At 58.4% G+C, this 21,891-nt stretch carries 16 protein-coding genes; 10 read left to right on the top strand and 6 right to left on the bottom strand.

The genetic code is table 11. The features are described 5' to 3' along the window. Positions 1-4 precede the first annotated feature (4 nt). The 3 genes from AC3B5Q_RS09545 to AC3B5Q_RS09535 all read right to left on the bottom strand — a co-directional run bounded on the left by AC3B5Q_RS09545 (position 5) and on the right by AC3B5Q_RS09535 (position 6,264). Positions 5-1,798, bottom strand: a complete 1,794-nt coding sequence (locus AC3B5Q_RS09545; protein ID WP_441252843.1) for an acyl-CoA dehydrogenase — start codon at positions 1,796-1,798, stop codon at positions 5-7. 127 nt (positions 1,799-1,925) lie between these two features. After that, on the bottom strand, positions 1,926-4,493 hold the full coding sequence (locus AC3B5Q_RS09540) for a LuxR C-terminal-related transcriptional regulator (protein WP_488393039.1): 2,568 nt from the start codon (positions 4,491-4,493) through the stop codon (positions 1,926-1,928). A gap of 121 nt (positions 4,494-4,614) precedes the next feature. Further along, a complete protein-coding gene (locus AC3B5Q_RS09535; protein WP_441252845.1) occupies positions 4,615-6,264 on the bottom strand; it encodes a fatty acid--CoA ligase in 1,650 nt (549 codons plus the stop codon). A 253-nt stretch (positions 6,265-6,517) separates the two neighbouring features. Between AC3B5Q_RS09535 and AC3B5Q_RS09530 the strand changes: the two genes are divergently transcribed. The 4 genes from AC3B5Q_RS09530 to AC3B5Q_RS09515 all read left to right on the top strand — a co-directional run bounded on the left by AC3B5Q_RS09530 (position 6,518) and on the right by AC3B5Q_RS09515 (position 11,172). Then, positions 6,518-7,681 (top strand): iron-containing alcohol dehydrogenase, encoded by a 1,164-nt coding sequence (locus AC3B5Q_RS09530; protein ID WP_441252846.1) that lies wholly within the window; start codon positions 6,518-6,520, stop codon positions 7,679-7,681. A 41-nt stretch (positions 7,682-7,722) separates the two neighbouring features. Further along, entirely contained in the window at positions 7,723-9,213 is a 1,491-nt protein-coding gene (locus AC3B5Q_RS09525) for a flavin-containing monooxygenase (protein WP_441252847.1), read from the top strand. Continuing rightward, the gene (locus AC3B5Q_RS09520) at positions 9,210-10,196 is read left to right on the top strand and encodes an alpha/beta hydrolase (protein WP_441252848.1); all 987 of its coding nucleotides are present in this window, start codon (positions 9,210-9,212) and stop codon (positions 10,194-10,196) included. Before AC3B5Q_RS09525 ends, AC3B5Q_RS09520 begins: the two co-directional genes overlap by 4 nt. 178 nt (positions 10,197-10,374) lie before the next feature. Then, positions 10,375-11,172: an SDR family NAD(P)-dependent oxidoreductase gene (locus AC3B5Q_RS09515; RefSeq protein WP_047604795.1), complete on the top strand. Its 798-nt coding sequence runs from the start codon at positions 10,375-10,377 to the stop codon at positions 11,170-11,172. A gap of 73 nt (positions 11,173-11,245) precedes the next feature. Here the strand turns inward: AC3B5Q_RS09515 and AC3B5Q_RS09510 are convergent, their stop codons facing one another. From AC3B5Q_RS09510 to AC3B5Q_RS09500, 3 genes are all read right to left on the bottom strand, one after another. Beyond that, on the bottom strand, positions 11,246-12,280 hold the full coding sequence (locus AC3B5Q_RS09510; protein WP_441252849.1) for an ABC transporter substrate-binding protein: 1,035 nt from the start codon (positions 12,278-12,280) through the stop codon (positions 11,246-11,248). 182 nt (positions 12,281-12,462) lie between these two features. After that, positions 12,463-13,788: an aspartate aminotransferase family protein gene (locus AC3B5Q_RS09505; RefSeq protein ID WP_488393038.1), complete on the bottom strand. Its 1,326-nt coding sequence runs from the start codon at positions 13,786-13,788 to the stop codon at positions 12,463-12,465. A gap of 30 nt (positions 13,789-13,818) precedes the next feature. Continuing rightward, a complete protein-coding gene (locus AC3B5Q_RS09500; RefSeq protein ID WP_488393037.1) occupies positions 13,819-14,712 on the bottom strand; it encodes an alpha/beta hydrolase in 894 nt (297 codons plus the stop codon). A gap of 251 nt (positions 14,713-14,963) precedes the next feature. Here AC3B5Q_RS09500 and AC3B5Q_RS09495 point away from each other — a divergent pair, with 251 nt between their 5' ends. The 6 genes from AC3B5Q_RS09495 to AC3B5Q_RS09470 all read left to right on the top strand — a co-directional run bounded on the left by AC3B5Q_RS09495 (position 14,964) and on the right by AC3B5Q_RS09470 (position 21,877). Continuing rightward, positions 14,964-15,845 carry a phytanoyl-CoA dioxygenase family protein gene (locus AC3B5Q_RS09495; RefSeq protein WP_218274782.1) on the top strand — a complete coding sequence of 294 codons (882 nt, stop codon included), beginning with the start codon at positions 14,964-14,966 and terminating at the stop codon, positions 15,843-15,845. 911 nt (positions 15,846-16,756) lie between these two features. Then, positions 16,757-17,659 carry a LysR family transcriptional regulator gene (locus AC3B5Q_RS09490; RefSeq protein WP_488393036.1) on the top strand — a complete coding sequence of 301 codons (903 nt, stop codon included), beginning with the start codon at positions 16,757-16,759 and terminating at the stop codon, positions 17,657-17,659. 497 nt (positions 17,660-18,156) lie between these two features. Further along, complete coding sequence (locus tag AC3B5Q_RS09485) at positions 18,157-18,903, top strand: hypothetical protein (protein ID WP_488393035.1); 747 nt, start codon at positions 18,157-18,159, stop codon at positions 18,901-18,903. 114 nt (positions 18,904-19,017) lie between these two features. Continuing rightward, the gene (locus AC3B5Q_RS09480; RefSeq protein ID WP_104883728.1) at positions 19,018-19,233 is read left to right on the top strand and encodes an AlpA family transcriptional regulator; all 216 of its coding nucleotides are present in this window, start codon (positions 19,018-19,020) and stop codon (positions 19,231-19,233) included. A 4-nt stretch (positions 19,234-19,237) separates the two neighbouring features. After that, positions 19,238-20,137, top strand: coding sequence for a ParA family protein (locus AC3B5Q_RS09475; protein WP_104883727.1), 900 nt, complete (start codon positions 19,238-19,240; stop codon positions 20,135-20,137). A 171-nt stretch (positions 20,138-20,308) separates the two neighbouring features. Beyond that, positions 20,309-21,877: a ParB family protein gene (locus tag AC3B5Q_RS09470; protein ID WP_488393034.1), complete on the top strand. Its 1,569-nt coding sequence runs from the start codon at positions 20,309-20,311 to the stop codon at positions 21,875-21,877. Positions 21,878-21,891: the final 14 nt, after the last annotated feature.

Genomic DNA, 21,891 nt, shown 5'->3' with positions numbered 1-21,891 from the left:
GAGGTCAGAACCAGCGGTTCTGCATGTCATGGCAAGCGCTGTTACCGGCACAGAGCAATTGGGCGATGCCCTGAAGTTGGACCAACTCCCATTCCATGTAGTACTTCGCCGTGTGCAGCTTGCCGCGGTAGAAGTCGCTTTCTAGCTCAGCAGCACCGTCGAGCAGGGCGCGCTCGGCAATCAGCGCCTGGCGCAACCACACCCAACCCACCAGCACACGACCAAACAGGTCCAGGTAGGCCGTGGCATTGGAAAGGCCTAGGTCTGCATCCTCTGCGACCTGTTGCTGCAATGAGGTGGTCACCTCTTTCAATATCGCCAGGCCTTCGGCCAGTCGCTGGGCCAACGCTCCGCATTCATTCAACCCGCCTGCCTGCTGCAGGCTGTGGCTGACCTGTTCGAGGAACAAGGCATAGCCCCGACCGCCCTTCAAACCCAGCTTGCGGCCGAGTAAGTCAAGGGCCTGGATACCCTCGGTGCCTTCATGGATGGGATTGAGACGATTGTCTCGGTACAACTGCTCCAGCGGATACTCGCGGGTATAGCCCGCACCGCCGAGGATCTGGATGCCAAGGTCGGAGGCCACCAGGCCATAACGCGACGGCCAGGTCTTGACCATTGGGGTGACTAGATCGAGCAGTTGCGCAGCGTCATCGCGAGCCTGCTCGGTGCTCTCGGTGTGGGCATCTTCAACTAGGCTGCTGGCGTAGAGGCACAGCGCCATGGAGCCCTCGGCATAGGCCTTTTGCATCAGCAGCATGCGCCGCACGTCAGCGTGCTCGATGATAGGCACCTGGCGCGTCAAAGGGTCCTTGCAGCTGGCCAGACGCCCTTGGGGCCGCTCGCGGGCGTAATTAAGCGCATGCAGATAACTCTGGTAGCCAAGGCTGGCAGCCCCCAGGCCGACACCGATCCGGGCTTCGTTCATCATCTGGAACATATAGGCCAGACCTTTGTTGGCTTCGCCCACCAGATAGCCGACCGCGCCATCGCGCTCGCCGAAACTCAGTACGGTCGAGGTGGTGTTGCGGTAACCCATCTTGTGCAACAGCCCGGCAAGGGCCACATCATTGCGCGGCCCGATCGAGCCATCCGCATTGACGTTGTACTTGGGCACCACGAACAACGAGATCCCCTTCACCCCGGCAGGTGCGCCTTCGATGCGGGCCAGCACCAGATGCACGATGTTTTCGGTGATCTCGTGGTCCCCCCCCGATATAAACATCTTTTGCCCGAACACCCGGTAGCTGCCATCGTCAGCCGGCACCGCACGGGTGCGCAGGTCACCCAACGCCGAACCCTGGCCCGGCTCGGTCAACGCCATGGTGCCACTGAAACGACCAGCGAACATGGCCGGCAGGAAACGCTGCTGCAGCTCGCGGCTCGCGAAACTCTTGATCAGGTTCGCCGCGCCAATACTCAGGAACGGGTACCCCGTGGTGGCGATATTGGCGGCATTGAAGTACGCCATGCAGGCACGTAGAAGCACTTCCGGCAATTGCAGGCCACCGTCGGCAAAGTCGTGGTGCGCAGACAGGAAACCGGCATCGGCAAACGCTGCCCAGGCCTGTCCGGTTTCAGGAATCAAGCTGACGCGCTCACCATCGAAGATGGGCTCGTTATGGTCGGCCTTGTGATTGTGCGGTGCGAAAAACTCGGCCGCCACCTGACGTGCAGTTGCAAGCGTGGCGTCAAATACCGAACGGTCATGCTCGGCGTAACGCTCACGCCCGAGCAGGGCCTGAGTATCAAGAAACTCGTACAGCAGAAACTGAAGATCGCGTTCGTTGAGCAACATAAAAGTGAATCCCGCCGTGAAGAGTCATGAGCGAAAACGTCTTTGATGTTGTATCAGCGTACGCTGGGCCGTGCTTCAAACCATGGGTGGAGTTTGGGATGGAATTGTCACGACCCTGGGTGGAGGGTCAGCTCAGCAAGCCCACACTGCGGGCCTTACGCACGGCCTCATCGCGGTCATTGACCTCAAGCTTGCGAAACAGGTTATTGATATGGGTCTTGACGGTACTCAGGCTGACAAACAGGGATTCGGCGATTTGGGCATTGCTCTGCCCCTTTGCCATACGCTGCAACACTTCACGCTCACGCCGAGTCAGAGGCTCGGCCAGACGCTGGGCCGGTTCGAGCGTTTTGAATAGGCTCGGCATCAGCTGCTTCAACTGTTGCGGGCTGGGCAGAGCTCGTTGCAGCTCATACTGCTTACGAGCTTCAGGCGAGATCAACTGCTGGAACAGATCACTCAGGCTTCCCCCTTCAAAATGCAGCAATTGGCCCAACTGGTGCTCGCAGGCCAAGGCAAGCGCCTCGTCCAGCACGCGCATAGCATGTGGCTGATCGCTCTGGTCCATGGCCATACTGCCCTCAAGCAGCAACAGGTCCAGTTTGAGCCTTCGGTGGTGCTGCTCCTCGGCCAACTCGTTGAGTGCCTGCAAGCGTTGCACCACCACCGCCCGCTGCCCAAGGTGACGTTGCACCCAGGCATAAGCGAGGGTCTCGTCGGGCTGAACATCCTCAGCGTATCGCTGCTTGCACCAATGCCACTCCCCCAGCCAATCCAGGAGAAAATTCTGATCGCCATGGCGAACGGCATGCCGGACCCTCCAGGCGCCTGCCAGCCGATACACGCGCCATTGCCCGAACGTCCTGGCCAGGCGCCGTGCCTCATCCCAACGCGCAACGGCACGGGCAGGATCTCCGAGCGCGTCGAACAGACAGGCCTGATGATGGAAAATCAGCGCCAGCGCAGCACTGTGCGGGAAATCCATCGCGATTTTCTCGGCCTTGGCCAGGCTGATGGAGGCAGCGTTCAAGGCATTGCGTTGCATCAGAATCAACCCTTGGCCCAAATGCAGGAAGGCGTCGTAGAAACTACCCGACCTCTTACGCCCATGATGTTCAAGGGCGCCTTCGAAGAAGCGCTGCCGGGCGTGCTCGGTCTTGCCTTGGGCCAGTTCGATCTGGGCAGCCTGCAAGTGTAAGCGATGGGTGTAGCCCTTAAAGCCCAGTGCCGACAACTGCCTCAGGGCCTCTTCGTTCTGGCGCTGGGCATCGTCCAAGCGGCCCAGCGCTGCCAGGCAGCCGGCACTGTTGGCATACAGGATTGCAGTCGCTGCATTGGCTGCGGGGTAGTACTCCAGGGCAGTACGCACCACATCCACCCCGTGACGCAGGTTGCCACCCAACCACGACAGGTGGCTGCGCAGAAATGCAATCGTCTGCATCACCCGATCCAGGTGATACTGACCCGGCTGCCGACTCAGGCGCTTCAACGCACCGATACAAACGCGCGTGCGCTCAATGTCGTTGGTCACGATCAGGGTCGAGGCTTCGGTCATGGCCAGGTTCAGGTGGTCGGAATCGCTGTCACGCAGCGCATGGCCGAGAAAATCGACGATTGCGTTGATTTCACCCTCACGTAGCAGGTCAAAGGTGTGTTGCTCCACCGTATGAAACAACGCCTGGGTGTTTTTTGCCCGACCGTACTGATACACCGCCTGGGCATAAAAGGCATTGGCCAACAGCCAATCAGCCGCTTGCTGATGCAGTTGCAACAGTTTCTGGGCATCACGCCGGCGCAGCCGTTGTTGCGCGGTCAAGCGCAAGGCCGGATGGTACTGATAGCGCAAACGCTCACCCGCCCGTTCCTCGATGAACAAGTCCAGGTGCAACAGCTTGCGCAACTGCAACTCGGGCTGTCGGTCACCACTCAGGACCGTCGCCAGTTCAAGGTCAAAAGCGCCCACCACTGAGGTGCGCTCAATGAACCCGACCAGCCCCTGAGGCAATCGTCGCAGCAGCTCCTCTTCGATGAACAGCCCGATTTGCCGATAGGAATCCTGAACGGCCCGCGCAAGCCGTTCGGACTGGCTGTCGACACCAGGTAAATCTCGATAGGCCGAGCACCAGAAAAGCACGCCGCTGATCCAGCCCTCGCTCCCTGCCTGCAAGCGATAGAGAAACGCAGGCTCCAGCGCCAGACCCTGGGCCAGTGACAATTGCTGGGTTTCTTCGCCATCGAGCGCCAGGTCACGCGGGCCCAGTACCTGCAGACGCCTGTCCCGCCGCAGATGACTCAACCCCAGTGCCGGTAAGCCCTCGCTGCTCGCGACAATCTGCAAATACCTGGGCGGATGGTGCAGCAGCGCGTCGAGATAGCCGAGCACCCGCGATGAACGCAGCAGGTGCAGATCGTCCAGGCACAGCGTGTAGGGTGCAGTCAGGCTGTCGAGGTGGCTGCGGATGGCCACCCAGGCCTGCTCCCTGTCCATGGCATCCGGCAGCCCCTGTTTGAACAACAGTTGATACAGGTGGCCTAGGAAGTTGACCGGTTCGTTATCCGACCGGTCGATACGGTAAAAGCCCTGGGCGGTACCCAACTGCTCCAGCAGTTGGCTCATCAGCACCGACTTGCCATAGCCCAAAGGCGCACGCAACAAGGTCAGTACGCTCTGCGCATGTAACGAGTCGACAATCATCCCCAGCCCCCGAGGCCGCGGGATCAGCGTGCAGGGTAAGGGCGCCGGGCGGAATTTGCTCGTATCGATGGGTATCTTCATTAGGACCACGGGAGTGCCTGCACGCTTGCCTCCGAGCGTTTCAGAATTGTGTACGAATCAATTTCTTGTCCAGCTTGCCGACGCTGGTACGGGGAATGTCCGCCACGACACGCACCTCAGTAGGAATGGCCCACTTGGACAGCGCCCCCTGGTTCACATAGCTCATCAAGTGCGTCTTCAGCGCCTCGACATCCAGCGCTGCGGTCGACGAGGTCTGCACTATCAATGCCACAGGGCGCTCCCCCCAACGAGCATCCGGCAACCCCACCACAGCGCATTCCCTGACGTGCGGATGGCGGCTGATCAGGCTTTCGATATCCAGGGAAGAGATCCATTCTCCACCCGTCTTGATCAAGTCCTTGAGCCGATCATGGATATGAACCAGCCCATTGGGATCGATGCTGGCGACGTCCCCTGTGTGCAGCCAACCACCCTGCCACAGCTTCTCGCTGCTGTCAGGGTCCTTGAAATAACCAGTCGTAAGCCAAGGACTGCGTACCAGCAACTGCCCGACCTGATGACCATCTTGAGGCAATGCTTGATGCGCTTCATCCACCAACTTCATTTGCACCAGCGGCGCAATCACTCCCGCACTGCAGCGCCAGTGCAACTGTTGTTCTTCGTCGTCCGGGGCAAGGTCAGCCGGCAAACAGGTCAACGAAATGATCGGGCAGGTTTCCGACATACCGTACGCCCCCCGCACGTCGACGTTCATGGCCAAGGCCTTGCGCGCAAGGCCGGCAGACAACGCCGAACCACCCACCAGCACATGCCAGCCGGATAGATCGACCTGTGATGCCTCAGCCGCATCCAGCACCATGGCCAACAAGGTGGGCACGCAGTGGGAGTAGCTGACACACTCGCTTTCGATCAGCGATGCCAAGAGTTTCGCTTCGTACCGCCCAGGATACACCTGCTTGCACCCCATCATCGTCGCGATGTAAGGCACGCCCCACGCATGCACATGAAACATCGGGGTGATGGGCATGTAGACCTTGTCACGGCTAAGCAAAGGCGACCCGGCGCTGGCATGGGCAGTGGCGCCGGCCAGAGTGTGGAGCACCAGTTGTCGATGGGTGAAATAAACTCCTTTAGGGTTGCCGGTGGTGCCGGTGGTGTAGAACAGGGTTGCCACTGCATTTTCGTCAAACTCCGGGAATTCGAAGTGCGTAGGCTGACAAGTCAACAGCGCCTCGTACTCGCCCAGCACAGGCAATGACGTTTCAGGGCAATGTTCCTGACCCTCGCAGAGTACATAACCCCGAACGCTGGGAAGCTGGCTGTCGATCGACTCTAATAGCGGAATGAAATCGCGATGGGTCAGCACGAGGGTGTCTTCGGCATGCGCCATGGTGAACTGCACCTGCTCGGCCGCCAGGCGCACGTTCACCGTGTGCAGCACCGCTCCCAGCATCGGGATAGCGAAAAAACACTCCAGATAACGATGGCTGTCCCAGTCCAGCACCGCCACCGTATCCCCTGCCTTGACGCCCAATTCGACCAGCGCATGGGCCAACTGATGAACACGGCGATTGAGCGTCGGGTAGTCGTAGCGACTGATGTCTCGATAGACGATCGAATTGCTTCCCGCTGCGCGCACACCGGCCTCAAGCAGGCCTGCAATCAGCAGGGGCGAGGGTTTGAAGCTTTCAGTGCTCGCCAGAAACTTCGGTTGATGAGGCAGGTTCATCATTCCTCCAGTGGCTTTGGATCTTGTCGTTATTGGCCATGTTTATAGCGCGATGCCATGCCTGGATCTTCAACCCCAGGGTGGGATTGCAACAGGTTCGAGATGGACAAAATCACCCGCCCCGCTTCTGCCCAACCTGCTTTCTCCACCCGTGTATCCGGCAATTTCCACCTTCAGGTTGAAGCAGGGCCAGCCACCGGTGCTCTTAAATGAGCCATCGACCGCGAACCCTCTTCCTCAGGAATCCCAGCTCATGAGCATCTTCAAACCGTTCACTTTCGACACCGTTGCCTCGATCGTTGCCGAATGGGGGGCCGCACGCCGCCTGGGCAACCTACTGGGAGACTGGACCGAGCGTCGCAACCTACTGATTGTTACCGACAAGTTCCTGCACACCGCAGGCCTGCTCGACGCTGCCAAGGCATCACTGCTTGAGGCCGGCTTTGCAGTCAGCGTATTCGACGATGTGGTCGCCGACCCGCCTGAAGCCGTGCTGCATGACTGCGTCGGCCAGGCCCGCGCTGCGAACGTGGACCTGGTGCTCGGTCTGGGCGGCGGCTCATCGATGGACATCGCCAAACTGGCCGCGGTGCTGATCCCCTCCCAACAAGCATTGGCCGACCTGTACGGTATCGGCAAGGTCAAGGGCACACGCTTGCCACTGGTGCAGATCCCCACTACCGCAGGCACTGGCTCGGAGGTGACCAACATCACCATCCTGACCACCGGCGAGACGACCAAAATGGGCGTCGTGTCCAACCAGCTGTATGCCGACAAGGTCATCCTCGATGCCGAGCTGACCACCGGCCTGCCACCTTTGATCACCGCCGCCACCGGCATCGACGCGATGGTACATGCCATCGAGGCCTACACCAGCCGTCACCGCAAGAACCCAGTATCGGATGCGCTCGCTCGCGAGGCCTTGAGGTTGCTGGCAGGCAATCTGGTTACCGCCTGCGAAGACGGCAAGAATCGCCTGGCTCGGGAAGCCATGCTGCTCGGCGCGACCCTGGCCGGACAGGCGTTCGCCAACGCCCCTGTGGCTGCCGTGCACGCCCTGGCGTATCCGCTGGGCGGCCACTACCACATCCCCCACGGGCTCTCCAATGCATTGATGCTGGGCCCGGTGCTGCGCTTCAACTTGAGCGCCGCAGCACCGCTGTATGCCGAGTTGGGTGATGTCTTGCTCGGCCCGAGCACGACAACGATTACTAGCCGTGCCACCCGTTTCGTCGAGTTCATGGAGAACCTGATGAACCAGTCCGGCGCCCCACGTCGCCTGCGTGATGTGAAGGTCACTGAGGACAGCCTGGCGCTGTTGGCCCACGACGCCATGAAGCAAGAACGCCTGTTGATGAACAACCCCGTCGAGATACGCGAAGCCGACGCACTGGCCCTTTACAAGAAAGCCTTTTGAGCTGACCGCCCCCTTCTCGCCTTTCTACAAGGAATCGATTCATGTTGAACACAGCACAGAAACCCTACGACATCGTTATCCTCGGCGCAGGCTTCGGCGGCCTGGGCATGGGCGCCCAATTGAAGATGCAAGGCATAGACAACTTCATCATTCTTGAGCGGGGTGCACGCATTGGTGGTGTGTGGCGCGACAACGCCTACCCAGGCGCCGCTTGCGACACCGAATCGCACCTGTACTGCTATAGCTTTCACCCGCACCTGCGCGTCAGCAAGATGTACGCTGACCGCGACGAGCTGCTGAACTACATGGATTCCTTGGCCAACCGTTATGCGTTGATGCAGCACGTCAAGCTCAACAGTGAGCTGAGCCAGGCCAACTGGGACGAGCAGACCAACACCTGGGCCTTCGAACTAGCCGACGGCACGCAAGTGCAGGGCCGTTTTTTCGTACCCGCCTGGGGGCAACTCAACAAGCCTGCCATCCCGGAGTTCAAAGGGCTGGACAGCTTTGCCGGCGACTACTTCCACTCAGCCCAATGGCCGGAAGGACTGGACCTCACCGGCAAGAAAGTCGCCAGCATCGGGGCAGCGGCCAGCGCCGTGCAGTACGTGCCGGAGGTGGCCAAACAAGCAAGCCATCTGACCGTGTTCCAGCGCAGCGCCAACTGGATCATGCCGCGCAACCAGATCGTTTTCACCCAAGCGCAACTGGATGCGTATAGCGCACAACCAGAACTGTTCGACGAAAGCCGACGTACCCTTCACACATTCCGCGAGAACGGCTTTGCCCGTACCCGCCACGGCACCGATGCGCAGCAGGAAGGCATCAAGATGGCCACCGACCACTTGGCGACCCAGGTGCCTGATGAAGCGCTGCGCGCCAAGCTGACCCCAGACTACGAGTTCGCCTGCAAACGAATCCTGCGTTCCGATGACTATTATCCCGCGCTGATGCGTAGCAACGTCAGCCTGGAAACCGCCGCCGTCGACCATTTCGTGCCAGAAGGCATCGTCGACAAGAACGGCTTACTGCACGAGCTGGACACCGTGATCTTCGGCACCGGATTTGAAAGCCAGGCCTTCCAGGGTGATCTGCAAGTGACAGGTGCCCAAGGGCAAACCCTGCACCAACGCTGGGAACAAGGCGCCGAAGCCTACCTGGGAATGACCGTGCCGGGCTTCCCGAACATGTTCATGATCTATGGGCCTAACACCAACCTGAACCACAACTCGATCATTACCATGCTCGAGATCCAGCAGCGTTACATCATCCAGGCCGTACAAGGGCTCGCTGACAACCCGCACACCGCGTTGGACGTCAAGGTCGATAACTTCAACACCTACAATGATTCGCTGCAGACCAACATGCAGTCCTCGGCGTTCTCCTCGGATTGCTCCAGTTGGTACAAGAACGCGGCTGGCAAGGTCATCAATAACTGGTCGGGCACCGTGGATGAATACAAGGCCCTGGCCGCCGACTGGAACCTGGATGATTACCGCCTGCTGTCGGCCAAGGAGACCGCGCATCCATGAGCGACCTGATAGCCCAGGCTATCCCTCTGGAGCAGGTGGCCGCCGATGCGGTCGGCCTGGTCCAGGCCTTCAGGGATGGTGGTGAAATCTCCTTCCAGGATGTGCCTTTGGCACAGGCGCGAGACAACTATCTGAAGGCCTGCGCCGTCAACGGCCTGGCAGCAGAGCCCGTCGCCGAGGTCCGCACGCTGGACTATCCGGTGACGGGCGGTACAGCAAGCCTTCGTGTATACCGCCCCCTGGGTATCCCCACTGCGGCAGTGACGCCTGTGGTGGTGTTCATTCATGGCGGCGGCTGGGTGATCGGAAACCTGGACAGCCACGACAGCATTTGCCGTTCGCTGGCCAATCGGACCCACGCCACCGTGATCGCCGTGCAGTACCGCCTGGCGCCAGAGCATCGCTTCCCTGTGCCACTGGACGACTGCTTCGCCGCCATTGAGTACATCACCGACAAGGCCTGCGAGCTTGGGGTCGACCCCAAGCGTACGCTACTTGCAGGTGACAGCGCGGGCGGGAACATGGCCACGGTGTTGGCCAATGATCCGGCCTGCCAGGCGCTGGGCATGACCTTCAAGGGGCAGGCGTTGTTCTATCCGGTCACTGACCTTACCGCCAGTCAGCCTTCGTACCAGCGCATCACCCGGGGGTTTCCACTGACCGCCGCGTCCATGCACTGGTTCAGGGCGCAGTACACCGCCCCTGGTGAGGATTGGCACGATGCGCGCCTGTCTCCGCTGCTACACGCTGAAGGTCGCCGGCAACCTCCCCTGTTCATCCTCACCGTGGGCCATGACCCGCTGGCGGATGAGGGGATTGCCTACGCATCCGCTGCCGCACGGGCGGGAACCGAAGTGGAGCACCAGCACTTGCCATGGCATGCCCATGGGGTACTGACCAGCGCTGGCAAGATAGCGACCGGCCACCGGATACTCACGCAGGCTGCACGATTCATTGCCCGTAAGCTGGGTACTGACAACTGAAAAAACCGGCGTGCGCAGGCACTCGGGAGCGTGAGATTACGCACCATCAAGGGCAGCGACGAGCTGTCCTTTTTGAACCTGTTTTCGCCTGCGCGCGCTTCATACACTCACCTTGCAGTTGCAAAACCGAGGGCAGTTCCCTCGACCGACGACCGTTTTTGCCGATGGAGGCGATTCAATGCGATTCAACAAAAAAGTAGCCATTGTGACCGGTTCAAGCTCAGGCAACGGCCGCGCAATCGCCCTGGCACTCGCTGCAGAAGGTGCTCAACTGGTGTGCTCGGACCTCTCCAAGAGCGCCCGCCCTGAAGGCTTCGAAAAAGACCTGCACATCGATACCGACGACCTGATTCGCCAAAACGGTGGCGAAGCGATTTTCGTCAAGGCCAACGTGTCCAGCTACACCGACATGGACAACCTGGTTCAAGAAGCCGTCAAACGTTTTGGCCGGCTGGACATCATGATCAACAACGCTGGCGTCGCCGTCGAGCTCAAGACCATCGTTGAGGAAACCGAGGCCGATTACGACCTGACCATGAACGTCAACACCAAAGGCACCTGGCTAGGCTGCAAGTTCGCGATTACCCAAATGATGAAACAGGAAGTCAGCGACTCTGGCACCCGCGGCAAGATCGTCAATATCTCGTCCATCGGCGGACTGGTCGGCCTGGCTCAAGAGGCGTCTTACTGCGCCTCCAAAGGGGCCGTGAACAATCTGACCCGGCAGTTGGCCGTGGACTTCGCCCAGCACAAGATCAATGTCAATGCCGTTTGCCCAGGGTTCCTCGCCACGGCCATGGTCCGCCAGGAGCTGAACGACCCCGAGATCAAGACCCTGCTGGAAGACCTGACGCCCTGGCCGCGCATCGGCAACGTCGAAGACGTATCCAAGGCTGTGACATTCCTCGCCTCCGAGGACGCGCAGTGGATGACCGGTTCGTTGCTGACCGTTGACGGTGCTTATACCGCTCAATGACTCCATCGGCGGTACTCAAAACAAGGAGGCGTCCATTGGGCGCCTCCTTTTTTATTGTAGTTATTTGACCGCCCTATTTGGCCGCCCAGGCATTGAACCGTTGTTCAAGTGACTCGCCATAGTCAGCCCAGAACGGCGTACTATTCTGCACCTGTTGGCTAATGTGATCTTCAGCGGTGGGCAGGCCCTCCAGAATGGACTTGTCAAGCAGTGAAATAGCCTCAAGGTTGGCTGGACCGTAGGCGATAGCCTGGGCAAAACGCTGTTGCTGTGCTGGCTCCAACGTGAAGGTAATGAACCGCTTGGCCGCCTCCACGTTTTTAGAGCCTTTCGGGATGGCCCAGGCATCGAAATCGTAGATACCCCCCGCCCACACCACCTTCAGGTTGCTTTCCTTCTGCGCTGCACTGATACGTCCGTTATAGGCCGCACTCATTACCACATCGCCCGACATCAGGTATTGAGCAGGCTGCGCGCCCGCCTCCCACCACTGAATGAAGGGCTTGATCTGGTCAAGCTTAACGAAGGCCCTATCCTGGCCAGCCTTGGTGGCTAGAATCTGATACACCTCGGCAGGCGGCACGCCATCGGCCATCAAAGCAAACTCCAGAGTGAACTTCGCGGTTTTACGAAGACCTCGCTTGCCGGGGTATTTGCGCAAGTCCCAGAAGTCGGCCCAACCGGTGGGAGCGACGGTAAGCTTGTCGGCGTTATAGGCCAGCACTGTCGACCAGATGAAAAAGCCGACGCCACAAGGCTGTATTGCTCCCGAAACATAGTGCGAGGGCGAGCCGAACAGTTCCTCAGGCAAGCTTTCAAACAGGCCTTCATCACACCCTCTGGCCAACTCCGGCAGTTCGACCTCGACCACATCCCAGCCAACGCTGCGGCTGTCGACCATCACCTTCAAACGGGCCATTTCACCGTTGTACTCACCCGCAATCACTTTGCTTGAGGAATGCTGCTCCCAGGGTGCATAGAAAGCCTTTATCTGTGCGACCTTGTTGGCACCGCCGAATGAAACAACGGTCAGATCATCAGCCGCCACTGCCTGAGCGGCAATCAGTCCTGCCAGAGCAGCGGTGGTGGTTTTCAAGAGAATATGCATTTAACGCTCCCGACATTCCTTGGTAAGTGCACCACTATCGATTCCTTGCACACACAGTAACAGGTGGCTGGTGGCCACCTCGATGTCCATTTCAGCCTCGTGCAGTCCGCTATGCCTGCAACAAAAAAGGGGCAATCACAGCGTGATGCCCCCTTGGTCAAGCGCGTGGTCCGTCTACCGCATCAGCGTTGTGCCACCGCCAACTTTGCTGCGCGCTCAGTGGCCTCGATAAAGCCATCGACATCCTCGACGGTCATGACAGTCGAGAGGAAAGCCTTACCCGTCTTAGCAATGTGATAGCCCTCAAGCACCAGGTTGCGCTGCAGCGCACTCACCCACTTCATCTCTTCCTTGCTGGAGTAACCGGAGCGGTAATCTTGGACCTGACGCTGATGACCAAATACCATGAACATGGACGAGAATCCTGTCACCTGACCTGGGAAGCCCGCATTGGCAAAGGCCTGGGTGACGCCTGCTCGCAAGCGATCGCCGAGCACGTCCATGCGATCGGACTCGGCCTGGGTGTAGAGATCCAAGGCAATCTTGCCGGCCGTCATAGTGATAGGGTTGGCCGTGAAGGTCCCGCTCCAGGGCAACAGCGGCTTGCCTTCACGGTGGTCGAACACCTGCATGAACTTGCGCGAGCCGGCCACTGCCCCCACCGGGAAACCACCACCAATGATCTTCGCTAACACGGTCAGGTCAGGCTTGATGTTGAAACGGGTTTGCGCGCCACCGCTGTGAACGCGGAAGGTGATGACTTCATCCAAAATGAACACCGCGCCGATCTCGGTCGAGACGCGGCGAATCATTTCGATGAAGGCTTGACTGACTGGAACGAAACCGAAGTAGCTGGGCGCGGGGTCGATGATAATTGCCGCAATGTCGTCGCGGTTGGCGAGAATGATCCGCTCAGCGGCTTTTGCATCATTGAACGGAATCACCACGACGTCGTTCTTGACGCCCTCTGGAACGCCCTTCGAATAGCCGATGGACTTGGGGTCGTCACCCCAGTTTTCCGGCGACGAGTCGAGGCTGACTTCGGCATAGTCGTAGGAGCCGTGGTACACCCCTTCAGCCTTGACGATCTTGGAGCGCCCGGTGATAGCGCGAGCGGCCTTGATGGCGCACATCACCGCTTCGGACCCTGAGTTGGAGAAGCGAATCCATTCGAAGCCCTCGGCGCGGGCACAGATGGTCTCAGCCAGTGCGACTTCAGGCTCGGTAGGCAACGTGAATGCGGAGCCCTTGGTGACCTGTTCCTGGATCGCGGCAACGATCACCGGGTGAGCATGGCCGTGGATCAGCGAAGCGAAGTTGTTCAATAGGTCCAGCCGACGAGTACCGTCGACATCAGTGACATAGGCCCCCGAGCCGCTGCCGGCATAGACGGGGAAAGGCTCCTGCCACGGCAGGATACGGGTGATCCCACCGGGCATGACCTGGCTGGCGCGATCATAAAGAGCCTTGGATTGGCTGTGGGCTTCGGGCCATTTTGCAGCGGACATAGGTGTTTCCTTCAAAGGCGGTAGGCGTGATCAGAGGTGGCGCTTGAACCATTCAATGGCCGCAGTGCTTGAGACTTCAAATTCGCTCAGGTAGGGGTCAAAGTGGCCGCAGTCCAGCAGTACCAGATGCTTGGGCTGCAACGCCCGCTCGTACGCCTTGAGGGCCAGGTCCGGAACGGTAACAGTGTCCTTCTGGGCGACGATGATCTGCAGGGGCGTGGGGCTGATGCGGTCAATCGCGTAGGCTGGCTCATACTCATTGAGCAACTCGATGCTCTTGAGCGTGACTTCGTTGCGCCAGGCCGGCGCCACGCTGCGCTGGCTATCGATGAAGTAGTCGTAGGAGTCCTGACCCGGCAATGCGCAATCGGATTTCGGGTCTTCGTTCACGACTTCCATGAGCAGCGGGTGATCACCCGCGTAACGCGACGCACGATCAGCCTCGAAGGCCTCTATCAGCCCTGGCATCAGGTCCGGACGCACGGCCATGCGCACATCGGCCGAGCCACTGATGGCTGGAACCTGGGAAGACACGCACTTCACTCGACGATCGAACGCCGCCACCTGCAAGACGTGGCCGCCACTGTAGCTCGAACCCCAGATACCGATCCGCGAAGCATCAATGTTGTCGAGGCTGCTGACATAGGTGATCGCATCGCGGTAATCGCGTACCTGCAAAAGCGGGTCGGCCTCCTGACGAGGCTGGCCCTCGCTGGCGCCGAAGTTGCGATTGTCGTAGACCAGCACTGCAAAACCCTGCTCGGCAAAAGCCTCGGCATAGCGGTCCAAGTATTGCTCCTTGACTGCTGTGAAACCGTGCGCCATGACAATGGCGGGGTGAGCGTCAGCGTCGCTCTGTGGAGTAAACAGCCACCCCTTTAGCGTCAGGCCATCGGTTGTCTTAAAGCTGATATCTGCACGCATGAAGTTCTCCTGCCAATCAATTACCTGCCGTGAATTCGGCCACTAGCGGAGATGGTGAATCGCAATGTCATGGGTGCACAGGTGCATGGAGGCCAAACTTCTGTGGATGGAAGCCAGGCGCACAGGTGGCCAAAAAGACGCACGAACTTGGCCGTCTTCCACCTGTTGACGGTCGTCGAAGCTGCCTATGATCCGGTCATGCTCCGCAGGGTTGCAGGAGCATGTTCAGTTTTTACAGATCGGAGAACATCATGCTCGCCTCTGAAATCCAAGCTCCTGCAAAAATGAAGGAAGTGCCCGCTGGAACAGCGCCTGAAATCGTCAAGAGCATCATTGATGAAGACGGTGGCGTGATTATCAAAGGGCTGTTCGCCGCCCAGGTCGACCGCTTCAATGCCGACATGGAAGCCACCGTCGCCGGTTGGGCCGCAGGCTACGACGGCCCAGAATGGATGACTGAATTTGCCGGTAAGAAAACCAAGCGCATCACCCAGTTGGTCCGACGCAGCAAGACCTTCCGTGAGGAAATGATCGATCACGAAATCATGCTCTCGTACATCGATACCCTGATGCTTGAAACCAGCGACTCCTATTGGATGAACGCTGCGCAGATCATTGAGATCCAGCCTGGGGAGAAGCAACAGTTCCTGCACCGCGACCTGGAAAACTACCCAGTCTTCCGCAGCTATGGCCCTGCCGGTCCAGAAGTGATGTGCAACTGCATCATCGCTATTTCCGACTACACCGAAGACATGGGTGCCACACGCGTCATCCCAGGAAGCCACAAGTGGCCAGATTTCAATGACCGGGAGCGAATGGACAATACGCCGAGCATTCCTGCCGTCATGGAGAAAGGGGATGCGATGATTTTCTCGGGCAAGGTGGTACATGGTGGCGGCGCCAACATATCCAACCGCCCCCGCCGTGCACTGACCCTGGCATTCTGCCCAGGCTGGTTGGTTCCAGAGGAAGCCTACCCATTTGCAATTCCGCTGGAAATGGCCCGAACCCTCAGCAAACGTGCCCAGCAACTGACCGGTTTCCGCTCGATGCACAACCAGAAAATGGGTGGCGGCACCTTGTGGAGCCTGGACTACATCGAGTTGGCCAAAGTGCTCGAACTGGACGACTGAGTACGGCAGCCACCCTTCTCCGTCATCCCCGCAAGTGGTCCGTGTGCGCCGCTCACGATAGATTCACTGGGGCTATGCGGTCGCTTTGCCTTTGCTGAGGTTATTTTGGGACATACGACGCCCTCGATGTGCCTTTTAGCCAACGCCTGGACAACGGTATCAACCTGTAAGGCGACCTGCGTGCCCATCAGATCGCCGCGCGCCTGATCGAACAGTTGCCAGCCTGGGACCAAGGCGGGCTTGTATTGCCATGGCCCCGCTGGATTGATGGGATGCGTGGAACAGGTAACCCTGGCAAGCAGCTGGCCCGCCTCGGCGCTGTACCGCGAACGCTTTCAGGCCCCAGCCTGTACTCCGACATCCGGGCACGCCTACTCGCTGGTCTCGCAATGTGTAGACCGTGGAAAGCCTCGTGCAAGCAGCGGCGCGGGTCGATGTGGAGCTACCGGTCTGGCATGGACATCTGCGGCGCTTGCGCAGCCAGATCATCTAAGGCGAGCCCGAACATCGCGACGAGTATCTCAGCGATGCTCAGCGTAGCGGCGGCGAATGGATTGCACCCTGTATCTCGGGATGCCGAAGTGCGCGTTTGGTGCTGGACGGTTGAGGAATCTAAACATTTTATATCTCATCGACAGCACCATCTTCACATCGCAGTAATAGCATGGCTAGACGCTGTGCGTAAAAAACTTGCGATCTCCGGCGTGTTTCGCGCTACCGGCCACCTGTCGATCTCCTCGCTTGCTGGTTACGCGAAGAACACTGCGTAGAGGACGTTGTCCGAAACCGAGACCGGAATGGTCTCGAACTACCAACATTTTGATTGGCGAGGTTCTGAAATAGCAGATAGTAATCCGCAGGCTCGAATGGGCCTAGGGCCAAAGCAGGTTAGGTAGAAGGAGGTAATTTACATGGAGTTACGTCATTTACATCGTTTCTTGACTCTTGCCGAAGAGCTGCATTTTTCACGAGCAGCCGAGCGCCTTCACATTGAACAACCTCCTCTTTCCCGTGCTATCACAGAGCTTGAGCAGAACTTAGGTGTCAAGCTTTTTGAACGAACCCGGCGCGGTACAAGGCTGACCTTCTCCGGACAAGTCTTTCTTGAGGATGTCCCGCGCATCTTTGTTGCACTTGACCAGGCAATTAGCAATGTCAGGGCAGCCGAACAGGGCTATCATCGGACTTTGCGCATCGCAGTGTCCGCCCCTCTCCCGCCGACTCCACTTGCATCATTCCTTGCTCGCTGCAGAGAAGAAGAGCCGGAAACCAACATCCGAATATTTGAAACATCCTCCCCTCAACAACTTCGTGGCCTACGAGACGCCCTATATGATATTGGGCTTGCAAGGTCTTCGTCAGTAGACGACGGTTTTGTGGCCATCCCTATTTGGGAAGAATCAATGTACTTGGCAGTCTCTGTGCGTCACCCGCTGCTCACCTACAAAGAAGTGCCTCTCCCCTTAGCAATGGGATATCGTTTGATCATAATGGATGAGAAGGTCCACGAAGGTACCTTTACTCAGGTCGAGCAAGCCCTAAAGATGCTGCAATGCCCACCGGCTATCGTAGAACGAGTCACCTCAACTGATCTGATGATGACACTAGTTGCCGCCGGCTATGGCGTCGCCTTCATTGGTGAGTATCAAGCAAATTCGTGTAAATATGAGGGTGTTATCGCACGACCTATTTCAGATCCTTGCCCGCGACTAACAACCTATCTTCTTCGCCCCTCCGAGGTTCACACAGACCCTTTACAGCGCTTAATTGATCGGCTCAGCCCCGCCCCTGAAGCTACTGAAGATGATGTATGAAAATTGTTTACCCTTATAAGCACCCGCCAGTTGTGTACTCTCCCGAAAGGTTTACCTCCTATACCGGCGAAGCTACAGCCATCCAACCAAACAACACAACCCCGAGAAACATCGACTCTATGAAATTATATCGCGCAGTGTCCCTAACAACATTTAACTGACACTACAGCAACAAGAACCCCGCGCCACCGCCCCAGGCCGTAACAGTTCACGTTTCCGTTTCCATATAAGGTATTCTGCACAGCGCAATAGCAACACCATCAAACCCTCAGAGCTGGACCGCCCAGCCATTGGAAACCAGCTTTTCCGATTGAAATAGCTATTACCAAAAAAGCATTACTGACTAAAAACTCAAATCTTGATACCAGCAACCCTACAAATACACTCACCCCACGCACGACACCACATATAATTTCCGCCAATAAAATCTGGATCTAATAGCGACCGTTAAATTAATGGTCAAAAATAGGCAGGCACGCCAAACAGGGAGGTGGGAAATGTGCGATCCAATATGCCGTGGTTGCAAAGTTTATTATCGCCCAATTGAAGCTGCCATTCGCTGGGCTGGTCTTCTAAGGCGGGAAGCCTACATCTTCAGAAAAATAGGACACAAACAAATCTTGGATCCAGAGGATTTTCCGCGTTGGCCTGTGCTGCGCTTGTATGAGGAACGCCTTTACGACGCGATGGCCAATCACGATCTGCCTTATGGAAAGGAGGGTATCACTATGGCCAACCCGCCCCTTCTTAGCGATCCCGATCTGACCCTACGCCATGTCGACCTTAAAGCATGGATGTCTCATTTTTATCCAGATCAGAAACCCGAGTTTCTCTTTGACGATGTTGAACGCAGTTTACACGCTGCCGTCAGTGTAGAGGCTATCCAAGCTCTATTAACCAACCGTACCGTATTGATACAGCAGCTTGCCGACCGTAACGAGGAGTGGGAAGCTCTAAAAACGCGATTCCAAATATTACAACACGACCAAGAAACTCAAATTCAAACAGCTGCTAAACAGAGCCTACCAGGTCCTCGCAGCGAAGCGACCTATCTGTGCATAGTGGGTGGTTTGCTTGGGCTACTCCTCGGGCAATCCCCTTCGGGCAAACGATTCTCCTCCTTCGCATCAATGGAGTCGGTCATTGATGCGTTGGTGGCGCATCATCCAGGGCACCCAGGCATGTCCGAAAGAACCCTCTGGACAAAGCTTGCCCAAGCCAAGCGTCATTTAGAAAAAGCATAACCCCACTGCAATTGCAGAACCCAGTATCTGCAATTGCAGTGTGTTCGACCAGCGCAGCGTGCCAAATACACAACACGACCAACAGCTGCCACCAAGCAGCAAGGAGTGTTCTGTATGACTGCTCAGACCCAACACACCTCGACGGAACAACACCGTATTCTGCGTCGCCCAGACGTCGAGGCCAAAACAGGCTTCAAGCGTTCGCATATTTACAACCTGATGAAGGCAGGCAAGTTTCCCCAATGCCGGCGCATCGGCACCCGCGCCGTCGGCTGGGACTCACTGGAAATCGAGCAGTGGGTTCAAGATCGACTGTCGGTCAGGGAGTAGCGCCATGAAAGTCCTTTCGCTGATCTCGACCAAGGGCGGCGCCGGCAAAACTACCGTCGCCGCCAACCTGGGCGGCCTACTCGCCGACTCCGGGTTGTGGGTGTTGTTGCTGGACCTGGATAGCCAACCGACGCTGTCCAGCTACTACGCCTTGTACGAGCCTCGTGAGGCGGGCAGCTACGAACTCATCTCACAGAGACTCACAACCCCTGAGCAGGTGATCACCGCCACCGTTATCCCGCACCTTGAGTTGATCGTGTCCAACGACCGAGCTGGACATCTGAGCACCTTGCTGTTGCACGCGGCCGATGGCCGCCTGCGACTGCGTAACTTGCTGTCAGCCTTTGAGGATCGGTATGACGTGCTCATCATTGATACGCAAGGCGCACGCAGCGTATTGGTTGAGATGGCCATCCTCGCCTCCGATTGCGCCTTGTGCCCGCTGCCGCCGGAAATGCTGGCGGCACGCGAGCTACGTCGTGGCACACTCGGGATGTTTGAAGAGCTGGAGCCCTACCGCCACCTCGGCGTCACGTTACCCCCGGTAAAACTGCTGCTCAATCAGGTCAACGCCAATCGGCGCGATACCTGCCGGATCATGCAGAGCCTGCGCACCACCTTTGCAGCCGACCCACATGTCAGCATGTGCAACACAGTGATTCCAGACCGTGTGGCCTACCTCAATGCCGCTTCAATGGGGCTACCGGTGCACCGAGTCGAAACGAAGGCCGTGCCTGGCGCGCGCAGTCGTTGTGCGGCCGAAGTAATGCGGGCGCTAGCTCGGGAACTGTTTCCGGAATGGGACCACCAGTTGGCCCATGCCAGCCGACTCTCACGGTCATGTCCCAGTGGTATCAAATCGTCTGGATGCCCCGCCGGCCCACCAGCGTCGAGCCACTCATGAGACAGGTGGTATTGGCTGGACTCTGCATGCTCTGTGCGCATTGCCTCCGGCCGTTTACTCGTTCTCCCGTTGAGGATATCCGCCGCGCCCACCCGTTCATTGTAAGCGAAGGCAGCGCAATCTGGGAGAGCCATGGTTGGTTCGTCTGTACTGGTAGATCAGGGCCAGGTTATGAAAACGCCAACATCCGATGAAATCACTCGCAAGCTTCAGCAAGCGCATTTTCCTCAGCGGGCACCGCAGGAACCGACAGCCGACCCTGACTGCGACACGCCGATGGTCGTAACCCTTGAGCAACTCCGGCCCTACGAACATAACCCGCGCTTCATCCGCAACCCGTTGTACGCGGAACTGAAAGCCTCCATCCGCGACCGCGGCCTGGACCAGCCCCCGTCCATCACGCGCAGGCCCGGCGAACAACACTTCATCATCCGCAACGGCGGCAACACCCGCCTGAGTATCCTCGCGGAACTGTGGCAGGAAACCCGACAAGAGCGCTTCTTCCGTATTACTTGCCTGTTCCGTCCTTGGCAATCGGAACCTGACACTTTGCTGGGCCATCTGGCCGAAAGCGATCTGCACGGCCAGCTTATGTTCGTTGAGCGAGCACTTGCCGTCGCCAAGTTCAGAGAAATGCTTCTGGAGGAACACGATAACCTCAGTCAGCGTGAGCTCGCGGCGCGATTAACGGCCGGCGGCTACCCGATCTCGCAACCTCACATCAGCCGGATGCTAGACACGCTAGACCATTTGCTGCCAGCGATTCCACAAACCTTGTATGCAGGGTTGGGCAAACCCTCCATCGAGCGGATCATCAGCCTCCGACGGCGCGCCGAATCGGTTTGGAACCGGTACGTCGGCGTCCCACTCGAGTTCAGCCCACTCTGGCTGGAGGTGCTGTCTGGGTTTGACAGCGAGTCAGCGGATCTGGACCCCTCTGAACTGCAGGACGAGTTGCTCGCGCATATGGCGAAGCGCTTGAACCAGTCACCTCGTCTATTGGCGTTGGAACTGACCCAGGATACCGCTCAGCCATCACGTCCACCGCTTGCGGCAGAGGTTTCCCACCCGCATCCATATGACTTGGGCCAAGACACTCATACAGTAATCGGAGGTGTGCCTGAAGAATCACCCCAACTCAGCGCGCCAGATCCGGGCAACCCTGCGCGCCCCGTTGAAACGGAAGTAGAAACCAAAGTAGCGCAATGCCTCGACGCCCAACGCCAAGAGGAGAGCTCGCCGGTATCCCCACTCCTCTCTCAACCCAGCGAGGCCGCCAGTGATGTGCATATCTGGTTGTCGGATTCACTGGACGCCGTATGGCCGCTACCCCATACCCTGGACAATCTGCCGCAACTGCGCCATGCCTGCGCGGGTCTGGCGGGCGAGCTTGCCAACTATGCCAACGCGCGGCAGATAGTCAGCGCAACCGACGAAGGCCTGGGTTTCACGCTGGTGCCGGATACAGCAGGCTTTTCAACCCCCCGCAGTACCGGCATCCAGCTGCTGCTGGGCGCGTTGCTGCGCTTGCAGGATGAAGTCGTCTGGGAACAACGCCAGCAGCTCCCCGCTGCGCTATTCGGCCAACTGCTGCTCGGGGCGTATGACCTGCCGCTGATCGATCGCCCACCTCTCTCTGTCGGGCTTGAGCGCCTTCCCGATGTTCAATTGGCACAACTGTTGTCGCTGATCCGGCTATCCCGACGCCTGATCGAACTCACGCTGTCGTCCACTCGCTAACACCCGGAGGTGTC

The organism is Pseudomonas sp. D5(2026) (assembly GCF_057766845.1).
The sequence above is the reverse complement of the archived record's forward strand: the minus strand, read 5'-3'. Positions and strand labels throughout refer to the sequence as shown.

Bases quoted from the DNA above. Each gene is read 5' to 3' on its own strand.
- AC3B5Q_RS09490 (WP_488393036.1), top strand. From the start codon at position 16,757: ATGGAGTTACGTCATTTACATCGTTTCTTGACTCTTGCCGAAGAGCTG.
- AC3B5Q_RS09485 (WP_488393035.1), top strand. From the start codon at position 18,157: ATGTGCGATCCAATATGCCGTGGTTGCAAAGTTTATTATCGCCCAATT.
- AC3B5Q_RS09525 (WP_441252847.1), top strand. From the start codon at position 7,723: ATGTTGAACACAGCACAGAAACCCTACGACATCGTTATCCTCGGCGCA.
- AC3B5Q_RS09515 (WP_047604795.1), top strand. From the start codon at position 10,375: ATGCGATTCAACAAAAAAGTAGCCATTGTGACCGGTTCAAGCTCAGGC.
- AC3B5Q_RS09470 (WP_488393034.1), top strand. From the start codon at position 20,309: ATGAAAACGCCAACATCCGATGAAATCACTCGCAAGCTTCAGCAAGCG.
- AC3B5Q_RS09530 (WP_441252846.1), top strand. From the start codon at position 6,518: ATGAGCATCTTCAAACCGTTCACTTTCGACACCGTTGCCTCGATCGTT.
- AC3B5Q_RS09545 (WP_441252843.1), bottom strand. From the start codon at position 1,798: ATGTTGCTCAACGAACGCGATCTTCAGTTTCTGCTGTACGAGTTTCTT.
- AC3B5Q_RS09540 (WP_488393039.1), bottom strand. From the start codon at position 4,493: ATGATTGTCGACTCGTTACATGCGCAGAGCGTACTGACCTTGTTGCGT.
- AC3B5Q_RS09495 (WP_218274782.1), top strand. From the start codon at position 14,964: ATGCTCGCCTCTGAAATCCAAGCTCCTGCAAAAATGAAGGAAGTGCCC.
- AC3B5Q_RS09520 (WP_441252848.1), top strand. From the start codon at position 9,210: ATGAGCGACCTGATAGCCCAGGCTATCCCTCTGGAGCAGGTGGCCGCC.
- AC3B5Q_RS09535 (WP_441252845.1), bottom strand. From the start codon at position 6,264: ATGAACCTGCCTCATCAACCGAAGTTTCTGGCGAGCACTGAAAGCTTC.
- AC3B5Q_RS09505 (WP_488393038.1), bottom strand. From the start codon at position 13,788: ATGTCCGCTGCAAAATGGCCCGAAGCCCACAGCCAATCCAAGGCTCTT.
- AC3B5Q_RS09510 (WP_441252849.1), bottom strand. From the start codon at position 12,280: ATGCATATTCTCTTGAAAACCACCACCGCTGCTCTGGCAGGACTGATT.
- AC3B5Q_RS09480 (WP_104883728.1), top strand. From the start codon at position 19,018: ATGACTGCTCAGACCCAACACACCTCGACGGAACAACACCGTATTCTG.
- AC3B5Q_RS09475 (WP_104883727.1), top strand. From the start codon at position 19,238: ATGAAAGTCCTTTCGCTGATCTCGACCAAGGGCGGCGCCGGCAAAACT.
- AC3B5Q_RS09500 (WP_488393037.1), bottom strand. From the start codon at position 14,712: ATGCGTGCAGATATCAGCTTTAAGACAACCGATGGCCTGACGCTAAAG.